11 protein-coding genes are annotated in these 10979 nt (G+C 66.7%); 8 read left to right on the forward strand and 3 right to left on the reverse strand.

Annotated features, from left to right (window positions below):
- From dapF to QZ281_RS17940, 6 genes are all read left to right on the forward strand, one after another.
- A partial coding sequence (dapF, locus tag QZ281_RS17915; protein WP_292230919.1) for a diaminopimelate epimerase occupies positions 1 to 534 on the forward strand: 534 nt, incomplete at its 5' end.
- 202 nt (positions 535 to 736) lie between these two features.
- Complete coding sequence (locus tag QZ281_RS17920) at positions 737 to 3067, forward strand: NADP-dependent malic enzyme (protein WP_292230920.1); 2331 nt, start codon at positions 737 to 739, stop codon at positions 3065 to 3067.
- A gap of 42 nt (positions 3068 to 3109) precedes the next feature.
- Entirely contained in the window at positions 3110 to 3982 is an 873-nt protein-coding gene (gene rsmI / locus QZ281_RS17925) for a 16S rRNA (cytidine(1402)-2'-O)-methyltransferase (RefSeq protein ID WP_292230922.1), read from the forward strand.
- The gene (locus QZ281_RS17930; protein WP_292230926.1) at positions 3979 to 4383 is read left to right on the forward strand and encodes a YraN family protein; all 405 of its coding nucleotides are present in this window, start codon (positions 3979 to 3981) and stop codon (positions 4381 to 4383) included. The genes rsmI and QZ281_RS17930 overlap by 4 nt, the downstream gene beginning before the upstream one ends.
- 23 nt (positions 4384 to 4406) lie before the next feature.
- Entirely contained in the window at positions 4407 to 5222 is an 816-nt protein-coding gene (locus QZ281_RS17935; protein ID WP_292230929.1) for a transglutaminase family protein, read from the forward strand.
- Between the two features lie 15 nt (positions 5223 to 5237).
- The gene (locus tag QZ281_RS17940; RefSeq protein ID WP_292230932.1) at positions 5238 to 5555 is read left to right on the forward strand and encodes a hypothetical protein; all 318 of its coding nucleotides are present in this window, start codon (positions 5238 to 5240) and stop codon (positions 5553 to 5555) included.
- A gap of 7 nt (positions 5556 to 5562) precedes the next feature.
- On the opposite strand, the gene QZ281_RS17945 is transcribed toward QZ281_RS17940, so the two are convergent.
- Positions 5563 to 6816, reverse strand: coding sequence for a UbiH/UbiF/VisC/COQ6 family ubiquinone biosynthesis hydroxylase (locus QZ281_RS17945; protein WP_292230943.1), 1254 nt, complete (start codon positions 6814 to 6816; stop codon positions 5563 to 5565).
- Positions 6817 to 6954: 138 nt separating this feature from the next.
- On the opposite strand from QZ281_RS17945, the gene QZ281_RS17950 reads away from it, so the two are divergent.
- Positions 6955 to 9456: a DNA translocase FtsK gene (locus QZ281_RS17950; RefSeq protein ID WP_292230935.1), complete on the forward strand. Its 2502-nt coding sequence runs from the start codon at positions 6955 to 6957 to the stop codon at positions 9454 to 9456.
- A 7-nt stretch (positions 9457 to 9463) separates the two neighbouring features.
- Here QZ281_RS17950 and QZ281_RS17955 read toward each other — a convergent pair whose 3' ends face one another.
- Positions 9464 to 10087, reverse strand: coding sequence for a GNAT family N-acetyltransferase (locus QZ281_RS17955; protein ID WP_292230938.1), 624 nt, complete (start codon positions 10085 to 10087; stop codon positions 9464 to 9466).
- Positions 10088 to 10224: 137 nt separating this feature from the next.
- Here QZ281_RS17955 and QZ281_RS17960 point away from each other — a divergent pair, with 137 nt between their 5' ends.
- Positions 10225 to 10857: a LysE family translocator gene (locus QZ281_RS17960; protein WP_292230940.1), complete on the forward strand. Its 633-nt coding sequence runs from the start codon at positions 10225 to 10227 to the stop codon at positions 10855 to 10857.
- Here the strand turns inward: QZ281_RS17960 and QZ281_RS17965 are convergent.
- Positions 10854 to 10979, reverse strand: a 126-nt coding sequence (locus QZ281_RS17965; protein ID WP_292230945.1) for a helix-turn-helix domain-containing protein, incomplete at its 5' end; no start/stop codon positions are given. The two genes, QZ281_RS17960 and QZ281_RS17965, sit on opposite strands and share 4 nt — an antisense overlap.

The following is a 10979-nucleotide window of genomic DNA, read 5'->3' on the forward strand; positions in this document are numbered from 1 at the left end:
GCCCCCGCCACGGCGACCCGTGCAGGCGACCACCGCGTTACCGTGGACATGGGCAAGCCGCGTCTGGACTGGTCCCAGGTGCCCCTGTCCGAGGAGATGGACACCCGCAACATCGAACTTCAGATCGGCCCCATCGACGCGCCGGTTCTGCACACGCCGGGCGCCGTCTCGATGGGCAATCCGCATGTGGTCTTCTTCACCGACCGTCAGGACGACGCCTTCGTCACCGGCTCTGGGTCTCTGGTCGAGCATCACCCCCTTTTCCCTGAAGGGGTCAATGTCGGTTTCGCCAATGTGCTGGACCGCGACCATATCCGCCTGCGCGTCTGGGAGCGGGGCGCGGGCCTGACCAAGGCGTGCGGCACCGGCGCCTGCGCCGCCCTGGTCGCCACCGCCCGGCGCGGCCTGACCGAACGCAAGGCCACGGTGGTCGTGGACGGCGGCGAAATGGTCATCGACTGGGACGCCGACACCGACCATGTCTTCATGACTGGCCCGGTGGAGATCGAGCGCACGGGCGTCCTGTCGATCTGACGACGACGGGTTTTTGCGGCAAACCGCACGAACAGCTTCCGCACGGTCACCTTTTCCGCACAAATATCACGCAGACCGCCGCAGGTCTTGCTTTTGCGGCCCGTGACGCCGTGTTCCCGGCTCTGTGGTTGTCCCGTCTTCCCGCCCGCTTTAGGAACAGGCAAGACAACCAGAAACGACGCGCCCGGAAACGCCCGACATCATGCCCGATCAAACCGACAAACAGACCTTCTCCGACGAAGAGGCGCTGGACTTCCACCGCATTCCGACGCCGGGTAAGATTTCGATGGCGCCGACCAAGCCGATGGCGACCCAGCGCGATCTGTCGCTGGCCTATTCGCCGGGCGTCGCCGTGCCGGTGCTGGCCATCGCCGCTGATGCGGACAAGGCCTACGACTACACCTCCAAGGGAAACATGGTCGCCGTCATCTCGAACGGCACGGCCATTCTGGGCCTGGGCAATCTGGGCCACATGGCTTCCAAGCCGGTGATGGAGGGCAAGTCCGTCCTGTTCAAACGCTTCGCCGACGTCGACAGCTTCGATGTCGAGGTGAAGACCACCGACCCGGACGAGTTCATCACCGTGGTCAAGAACATCGGCGACACCTGGGGCGGCATCAATCTGGAGGACATCAAGTCCCCGGAATGTTTCGTCATCGAGAGCGAGCTTCAGGACCTGCTGGACATTCCCGTCTTCCATGACGACCAGCACGGCACGGCCATCATTTCGACCGCCGGTCTGATCAACGCCGTCCATATCGCGGGCAAGCGTCTGGACGAGGTCAAGGTGGTTCTGGCGGGCGCAGGTGCTGCGGGCCTGTCGTCCATCGCCCTGATGAAGGCGGCGGGCGTCAAGGCCGAGAACACCGTGATCTGCGACCGTGACGGCGTGGTCTACAAGGGCCGCGAGCACGGCATGGACCAGTGGAAGGCCGCCCACGCGACCGACACACCCTTCCGCACCCTGGCCGAGGCCATGGTCGGCGCCGACGTGGTGCTGGGCCTGTCGGCCAAGGGCGCGATCACCAAGGAGATGGTCGCCTCCATGGCGCCCAATCCGATCATCTTCGCCATGGCCAACCCGGACCCGGAAATCACCCCCGAGGATGTTCAGTCGGTGCGCTCCGACGCCATCATCGCCACGGGCCGTTCGGACTATGTGAACCAGGTCAACAACGTCCTGGCCTTCCCCTATCTGTTCCGGGGCGCGCTGGACGTGCGGGCGCGGCGCGTGAATCACGAGATGAAGGTCGCCTGCGCTCAGGCTCTGGCCGCCCTGGCCCGCGAAGACGTGCCGGACGAGGTCGCCGCCGCCTATCGCGGGCGCAAGCTGAAGTTCGGCCCGGACTACATCATCCCGACCCCGTTCGACCCGCGCCTGATCTGGTACATCCCGCCCTTCATCGCCCAGGCGGCCATGGATACGGGCGTGGCGCGCGTTCAGATCGAGGACATGGACGCCTATCGCAACGCCCTGCGTTCGCGCGTCGACCCGTCCGCCGCCCTGATGCAGAAGATCAACTCGGCTGTGCGCGGCGGACCGGACAAGCGCATCGTCTTCGCCGAGGGTGAAGAACCTGCCGTCATCCGCGCCGCCTGGGGCTTCAAACAGGCCGAGCTGGGCACGCCGATCCTGGTCGGACGCGAGGATCTGATCCGTCAGAACGCCGCAGAGGCCGGATTCAACTTCGACGATCTGGGCATCGAGATCACCAACGCCCGCGTCTCGGGCCACAATGTCGAAGACACCGAGTGGCTGTACGAAAAACTGCAGCGCCGGGGTTATCTGCGCCGCGACGTGCAGCGGATGATCAATCAGGACCGTAACTATTACGCCGCCACCCTGGTCGCCAAGGGCCGCGCCGACGGCATGGTCGCGGGCGTGACCCGTAACTTCAACATGGCCCTGAAGGAGGTGCAGCGCGTTCTGGACGTGGAAGACACCCTGATCGGCCTGTCGATCCTGCTGGCCAAGGGACGCACCCTGTTCGTCGCCGACACCACCATCCATGAACTGCCGGGCGCCGAGGAACTGGCGGAAATCGCCATCAAGGCCGCCGAGACGGTTCGCAAACTGGGCCGCAATCCGCGCGTGGCCTTCCTGTCCTATTCGACCTTCGGCAACCCGCCCGGCGACCGCAGCGAGAAGGTGCGCGAGGCCATCCGCATCCTGGACAAGATCGGCGTCGATTTCGAATACGAAGGCGAAATGCCGCCAGAGGTCGCCCTGGATCCCAAGGGGCACCCCGCCTATCCTTTCAACCGCCTGACCAAGCCCGCCAACACCCTGGTCATGCCCGCCATCCACTCGGCCGCCATCTCGACCAAGCTGGTTCAGGCGCTGGACGGCGCGACCGTGATCGGTCCGCTGCTGGTCGGTCTGGAGAAGCCGGTGCAGATCGTGTCACTGGGCGCCTCGGTGTCGGAAATCATCACGGCGGCGACCTTTGCGGCCTATGATGCGGGTCCGACCTTCCAGGGCACGGGCCTGACGTCGTCGCCTCGGCCGCCTGCGCCCCTGGTCGAGCGTTGATCCCGGCTTGAACGAACAGACGGGTGCAGGCACGGTCCGCCGATGACCGAGCCTGCACTCTATCCCCCGACCGCCCCGCCGCCACGACGGGTCGAACCGGGCCTCTATCTGGTCGCCACTCCGATCGGGAACCTGCGCGACATGACGCTGAGGGCGCTGGATGTGCTGGCCGCCGCCGATCTGGTGCTGGCCGAAGACACCCGTGTTACCGCCAAACTGCTGTCGGCCTATGGGTTGAAAGCCAAACTGGAACGCTGCGACGACCACGCCTCGGCCCGCGCGGCGGAACAGGCCATTGAACGTCTGCGCGAAGGTCAGGTGGTGGCCCTGGTGTCCGACGCCGGAACGCCTCTGGTCAGCGACCCCGGCTTTGTCGTGGCCCGCGCCGTGATCGCCGAGGGCCTGCCGGTCCACCCCATTCCCGGCCCGTCCAGCCTGTTGGCCGCCCTGTGCATCGCGGGCCTGCCCGCAGACCGGGTGCTGTTCGCCGGCTTCCTGCCCAACAAGACCGCAGGCCGCCGCACGGCGCTGGAGGAGTTGAAGAGCCAGCGCCAGACCCTGGTCTTCTTCGAAAGCGGCCCGCGCCTGAAAGACAGCCTGACCGACATGGCCGCCGTGCTGGGTCCGCGTCCCGCCGCCGTGGCGCGTGAGCTGACCAAGCTCTACGAAGAATGCGTGCGAGGTTCGCTGGACGAACTGGCGGCCCACCCGAAACTGGATGGCCCCAAGGGTGAGATCGTCGTGGTCGTGGGGCCGGGCGAGGTCGAGCAGGCGTCCGAGGCCGACGCCGACGCCGCCCTGACTGAAGCCTTGAAGCGCCTGCCGACCGGCGAGGCCGCCTCTGAGGTGGCCAAGGCCCTGGGCCTGAACCGCAAGACCCTGTACCGCCGCGCGCTGGAGCTTCAGGGCAAGTGAGCGAACGCCTGCCCCGCCCGGCGCCGATCCGTCGTCCCAAGGCGGCGTGGCGTCAGGCCAAGGGCGGGCAGGCGTTCAAATCCGGCCATGCCGCCGAATGGGGGGCGGCGGCGCTTCTGATGGCCAAGGGATATCAGATCCTGGGCTTTCGCCTTAAGTCACGCGGGGGTGAGATCGACATCCTGGCCCGGAGAGGCCGTGTGCTGGCGGTGGTCGAGGTCAAGCGGCGGGCAAATCTGCAGGCGGCGCTTGAGGCGATGAAACCCGTCCAGAGGCAGCGTCTGGTCGCAGCGGGGCAGGCGATCCGGCGCAATCGACCCGCCCTGCAAGCTCTTGATTTGAGAATTGATATCGTGGCGCTGGCCCCCGGCCGCTTTCCGCGTCATGTTCGGGGCGTCTGACGCAAACGAGGACCCAGGGTCGCATGACGCGTGAGGAGGCCGAGGCCATCCTGACGTCGGCGGGCGAAGCCGACGATGACGCCTTCCCCTTGCTGGAGGCCGCAATCGCCTGCGCCATTCACGACTATCCCATGCGCGACGTCAAACCGGTCCGCATCCTGGCCCAGAGCGCCTGCGAACGGCTGCAGGAGCGGGTGGCCACCGAAAGCCCTGATGACGCCCTGTCCGAAACCATGGGCTCGGACCTGCGGCTGAACGGCGACCTGTTGAACTATGACGACCCGTCCAACACCGACATCATTGATGTGGCCGAGCGTCGGCGCGGTCTGTCGGCGGCGCTTGCTGTCTTTTATCTGCACGCCGCCCGCGCAGCGGGTCTGAACGCGGCGGGCGTGGATTTCCCCGGCCATTTCATGATCCGGGTCGAGACGCCTGTAGGCCCGGTGGCGCTGGACCCCTTCGCGCATGGGCGGCTGGTCATGCCCAGCGAACTGACACGCCGCGCCCTTCGCGCCGGCCTGACGCCCCATGTGGCGGATCGTCTGGAGGTGCTGATGACCCCTGTGTCGGACCGCGAGTCGCTGATCCGGCTGCAGAATGTGCTGTTTCACCGCGCCATCCGCAGTCAGGACTATGTCGGCGCCGAACGCTCGGCCATGCGCCGCGCCTTGCTGGCGCCGGACGATCCTCGTCACTGGCTGGACGTGGCCTCGGCGCGTGAGAAACAGGGCGCCCTGGCCGGTTCGCTTCAGGCCCTGTCGCAGGCGCACGGTCTGAACGGACTGGAAGAGGCCCAGCGTTCGACCAGTTTCGACCGCGTGCGGATGCGGTTGAATTGATCCCGGGAGGCGATCTTGGCTGATGGAGCGATCATGGTGAAAGCTCGGATCAGGCTTTTGTCAGCAGATGAGGGCGGGCGCACCTTGCCGGTCTATGGTCGATACAGACCCAATCATGGTTTCTTCGACAACGACCGATTAGAGATGATGATCGGTCAGATCGATTTCGGGACTGTGCCCTGTCACCCGGGAGAGACACGAGACGTCACTATCGAATTCTTCGATGCCCCGGAACTGAACGATCTTCTTCAGAATGGCCGTGAATGGCGTATTCAAGAAGGGGATAGGCTTATCGGCGTTGGCCTTGTGATTGAACGGCTTAAGCCGGCATAGGCTTTATCTAAACCGCCTCGCCCCGCAGCAGACGGGGTAGGTCGCCGGTCGCGCCGCCCGCCTCCTGCATGAAGGCGCGGCGCAGGGGGCCGATGCGGTTGACGGCGGCCATGCCCAGATTGCGCGCGAACCGTATCGGGGCGATGTCGTTGGAGAACAGGCGCACGAAGGCGTCGAAGCCCGCCGCCAGAGCCGCATTGTCGAACCGGCGCCAGCGGGCGTAGCGCTCCAGCACCGTCTCAGACCCCAGATCCTCGCCCAGACGCGCGGCCTCGGCCAGAACCTCGGCCAGGGCGGCGGCGTCCTTCAGGCCCATGTTCAGGCCCTGTCCCGCAATCGGATGCACCCCGTGGGCGGCGTCGCCGATCAGGGCGATGCGCGGGGCGATCAGTTTCTCGGCCAGACTGAGGGACAGCGGATAGACGAAGCGCGGCCCCTCGACCGTCACATCGTCCAGAAACTCGCCGAAACGGCGCATCAGATGGGCGTGGAAGGCCTCGTCCGAGGCTGAGCGCAGGGCCTCGCCCCGGCGGGTGGTTTCGGTCCAGACCAGACTGGCCCGCTGGTCGGTCAGGGGCAGGATGGCGAAGGGACCGCTGGGCAGGAAATACTCATGGGCGACATTGCCGTGGTCACGCCCCATCCGCACCGTCGCCACCACGCCGCTCTGGCCATAGGTCCAGCCGACCGTCTCGATTCCGGCGGCGCGGCGCACGGTTGATCCGCGCCCTTCGGCGCCGACGACAAGCGGAGCAGTTAGGATTGATCCGTCCGCCAGCGTGACCGTCGCCTTGCCCGCGTCGGTGGTGACCGAGGCGACCGAGGCCGGAGCCCGCACCTCGATGCCTGCCCGGATCACGGCTTCGGCCAGAGCCACGCGGATACGGCGGTTCTCGACCAGATAACCCAGAGGCTCGCCCCCCGTGCGCCCGCCGATCTCATCGGCGTCGAAGCGCAGGAAGGCAGGCGACGGCGACGGGCTGGCCGCGCCGGGGCGGCGCCCGTCCGTCACCAGAATATGATCCATCCGGCAGGCATGAGGCCGCAGGGATTCGCCCAGTCCCAGCGTGTCCAGCATGCGGAAGGTCGAAAAGGCGATGGCGGTCGAACGTCCGTCGAAGGTCGGCGCCAGCTGGGCGTCGAACGGCTGGGGGTCGATCATGACCACCTTCAGCCCGCCCTGCGCCGCCGCCAGCGCAAAGGCTGCGCCGGTCAGGCCCGCGCCTGCGATGATGATGTCGTAGCGTTCGGTGTCGGACATGAGAGGCTTGTCGCGCCGGGCGGCCCAAAGGTCCAGAGGGCGAAACGTCTTCACATGCGGCTCTGGTAAATGCACCCTTAACCCTGTCGGTGCGACAAGGGCTGCCGAACGTCAGCCGCCCGGAAGGTTCCGCCCTTCATGTCCACCGCCCTCGCCATCAGCCGTCAGGCCTGGATCAGCGCCCGCATCCTGTGGGACGCGCCCTTTGTCGTGCGGTTCAGGGGTGTGCTGCAGGCCCTGCTGGCGGCGCTGTTGCTGGTCGCCCTGATCTCGTGGAACCCGGCGGACGCCAGCCTGAATGCGGCCTCCACCCTGCCGACGACGAACTGGCTGGGGTCGAACGGCGCCCTGTTCGCCGACATCTTCATGCAGTCGCTGGGGCTGGCGGCCTGGCCCGCCGCCCTGCTGCTGATCGCCTTCGGCGTGGCCCGCGCGGTGGGCGACGTCCTGCAACAAAGACTGAAGCCCACGCCGCTGAAGGCGCTGGCCGCGACGGGCGGGGTGCTGCTGCTGTCCAGCGCCCTGGCCGCATTGGCTGCGCCCGCCGCGTGGCCGCTGGCGGCGGGTCTAGGCGGATTATGGGGCGACGCCGTCACAGGCCTGACCGCCAAGGGCGTCATCGCCCTGCATATTCCCGGCGGACGGATCATCGCTGGCGTGATCTTCCTGATCGCCGCCCTTTGGATGCTGGCCTATGCTGTCGGCATCCGGGCGATGGACTTCATCGACGCCCTGCACTGGGGCAAGTCGCTGCGTGCGCCCGCCACCCCGCAGGCCTCGGTCAAGAAGGCCCAGCGCGCCAGGCCGTCTGACGAAGCCCCCGCCAACGCAACGTCCCCCAAGACGGCCCGGAGCAAAGCTGCGTCCCGCGCCGCCGCGCCGCAGGACGAACCGGCCTATGACGGCGATGCGCCGACCTATGCGGACATGGCCCAATCTGAAGCTCGGGCTGAAGCTCAGGCCGGTTCCCAGACCGCCTATGACGATCTGCCGCCGTGGGAAGAGGGGCTGCCGGTCGAGACTGCGCCGCGCCCGTCTGTCCCACGCGCCGTCGAACCGCGCGTCGCCGCCGTCAAGGCGCCCAAGGTCCGCAAAGACGATCTGGACCAGCAGGCCTTCGACTTCACCCGACCTGAAGGCGACTTTGACCTGCCGCCTCTGGGCATATTGAGCAAGCCCGGCCAGCGCACCGCCTCGGTCGATGAGGATTCGCTGAAACAGAACGCCAAGATGCTGGAAGGCGTGCTGCAGGAGTTCGGCGTGCGCGGCGTGATCGACCAGATCCGCCCCGGCCCCGTCGTCACCCTGTACGAACTGGTCCCCGCGCCGGGCGTCAAGCACGGCCGCGTGGTGGCGCTGGCGGATGACATCGCCCGCTCCATGTCCGCCCGCGCCTGCCGCATTAGCGTGGTTCAGGGGCGCAACGCCATCGGCATCGAACTGCCCAACGCCAAGCGCGAGACCGTCTATCTGCGCGACCTGCTGGCCAGCGCCGAATACGACAAGAAGGGGCACCTGCTGCCTCTGGCTCTGGGTGAGACCATCGGCGGCGAACCCTATGTCGCCGATCTGGCGCGGATGCCGCACCTGCTGATCGCGGGCACCACCGGTTCGGGCAAGTCGGTCGGGGTCAACGCCATGATCCTGTCGATCCTGTATCGACACAGCCCGGCTGAATGCCGCTTCATCATGATCGACCCCAAGATGCTGGAGCTGTCGGTCTATGACGGCATCCCGCACCTGTTGGCGCCCGTCGTGACCGATCCCAAGAAGGCCGTCGTCGCGCTGAAATGGACGGTGCGCGAGATGGAGGACCGCTATCGCCGCATGTCCAAGCTGGGCGTGCGCAACATCGCCTCCTACAATGAGCGCGCCCGCGAGGCGCAGGAGAAGGGCGAGCATTTCGAGCGCACGGTCCAGACCGGCTTCGACGATCAGGGCCGCCCGGTTTACGAGTCAGAGAAGATCCGGCCCGAGCCGCTGCCCTTCCTGGTCGTGGTCATGGACGAAATGGCCGACCTGATGCTGGTCGCGGGCAAGGACGTCGAAGGCGCCGTCCAGCGTCTGGCCCAGATGGCGCGTGCGGCGGGCATCCACCTGATCATGGCCACGCAGCGCCCGTCGGTGGACGTCATCACCGGCACCATCAAGGCCAACTTCCCGACCCGGATCTCCTTCCAGGTCACCTCCAAGATAGACAGCCGCACCATCCTTGGCGAACAGGGCGGCGAGCAGCTGCTGGGCCAAGGCGACATGCTGTACATGGCGGGCGGCGGACGCATCACTCGTCTGCACGGCCCCTTCGTCGACGACAAGGAAGTCGAGGACGTCTGCAAACACCTGAAGGCCCAGGCCGAGCCGGACTACCTCGACCTGATCACCGACGAACCGGACGGCGACGGCGACAACGCCTTTGACGAGGGCGGCAATGGCGGTTCCGGCGACGACCTGTACGACCGCGCGGTCGCCGTGGTCACCCGCGACCGCAAGGCCTCGACCTCCTACGTCCAGCGCCGCCTGCAGATCGGCTACAACCGCGCCGCCTCCCTGATCGAACGCATGGAGCAGGAAGGCGTCGTCTCGCAGGCGAACCACGCCGGCAAGCGTGATGTTCTGGCCGGCCCGCCGCCGATGGTGTGAGGGCCGATCAGCCCTCCAGAACCGCCGTCGTGTAGGCCGAGCAATCGCGCCATCCGAGGGTCCGATACAGGGCCTGTCCTTCTGACGTGGCGGTCAGGACGCCTTTGGCTGTTCCGCCCATTGCGGTCTGGAGCGTGCGCATCACGTGCCCTCCGACGCCCTGACGACGGAAGGGCGGCTCGACGGCGATGCGGTCATAGATGATGTAGCCTGAGACCATCACCGCGCGGCCACGTCCGGCCTCGACGCCTTGAGGGCTCCGTACCGAGCAAAAGGTCACGGCTCCTTCCCGCGTCATCTCCACCGAGTAACCTTCACCGACAGGGGCGTCGCGCATCATGCCGTCCAGGGTCATGACTGCGCCCGTCTGCCGAGCGATCCAGCCTTTCGGCAGCAGCGGCTCTACATCCTCGACCGGGGCGCAGACCTTAAGGAAGACCTTCGGTTCGTGAACACGCGCCGCCCTGCGCGCCACAGCCTCGTCGGATTGCGAAAACAGGAAGCGGCGGAGCTGATCCTCGGCGGCGACCTCGATGCGCCAGCCGCCATCATCCCAGACGGGCGGGGCGACGTCGCGCGTCAGCGCCCAGCCGCGCGCCCAGAGGGCGAAAAGATCAGGATCAGCGCTCATGCCGCCCATCATGACGCATAAGTCTCAACCTCGCTAAGCACTGATTGACGTTCCGCCGATCACGGCTTTGGCTCAGGCGACGCGCCGTATATGCAGGGAAGGAGCGTGCGCCCGCCGCTCGTTCGAGGAAGACGCCGGTGCCAGAACTGTCCAGCCTGATAACCTTCGCCCTGATCGCGCTGGGCATGGTTCTGACGCCCGGCCCGAACATGGTCTATCTGATCTCGCGTTCCATCAGTCAGGGACGTGTGGCGGGTCTGATTTCCCTGGGCGGGGTGGCGCTGGGCTTTGTCTTCTATCTGTTGTGCGCGGCGTTCGGGATCACGGCCTTTCTGGTCGCGGTGCCGTTTGCCCATGATGCGCTGCGCATCGCCGGGGCGGCCTATCTGTTCTATCTGGCGTGGCAGGCGGTGAAGCCGGGCGGCCGCTCGCCGTTCGAGGTTCGTGAACTGCCCAAGGACAGCCCGCGCAGGCTGTTCATGATGGGCTTCATGACCAATCTGCTGAACCCCAAGATCGCCATCATGTATCTGTCGCTGCTGCCGCAGTTCATCACGCCGGGCCATGGGAGCGTGCTGGCGCAGTCGTTGGCTCTGGGCATGACGCAGGTGGTGATCAGTCTCAGCGTCAACGCCCTGATCGCTGTTGCGGCGGGTTCGATCGCGACCTTGCTGACGCGCCGTCCCAGCTGGCTGTCCATTCAACGCTGGCTGATGGGCACGGTTCTGGGCGGGCTGGCGGTGTCGATGCTGGCCGAGGCGCGGCGCTAGGGCGTCTGCGCGGCCGCATATCGAACCGGCGACAGGCCGGTCAGGCGCTTGAACATGGTCGAGAAGGCGGCGGGGCTGTCATAGCCCAAATCCAGGGCGACAGCGGGGACCGAGCGGCCTTC

This window comes from Brevundimonas sp., assembly GCF_018608325.1.
Classification (GTDB): Bacteria; Pseudomonadota; Alphaproteobacteria; order Caulobacterales; family Caulobacteraceae; genus Brevundimonas.

Coding starts and splice junctions, on each gene's coding strand:
- QZ281_RS17920 (WP_292230920.1), top strand. CDS start 737: ATGCCCGATCAAACCGACAAACAGACCTTCTCCGACGAAGAGGCGCTG.
- rsmI (WP_292230922.1), top strand. CDS start 3,110: ATGACCGAGCCTGCACTCTATCCCCCGACCGCCCCGCCGCCACGACGG.
- QZ281_RS17935 (WP_292230929.1), top strand. CDS start 4,407: ATGACGCGTGAGGAGGCCGAGGCCATCCTGACGTCGGCGGGCGAAGCC.
- QZ281_RS17945 (WP_292230943.1), bottom strand. CDS start 6,816: ATGTCCGACACCGAACGCTACGACATCATCATCGCAGGCGCGGGCCTG.
- QZ281_RS17950 (WP_292230935.1), top strand. CDS start 6,955: ATGTCCACCGCCCTCGCCATCAGCCGTCAGGCCTGGATCAGCGCCCGC.
- QZ281_RS17955 (WP_292230938.1), bottom strand. CDS start 10,087: ATGAGCGCTGATCCTGATCTTTTCGCCCTCTGGGCGCGCGGCTGGGCG.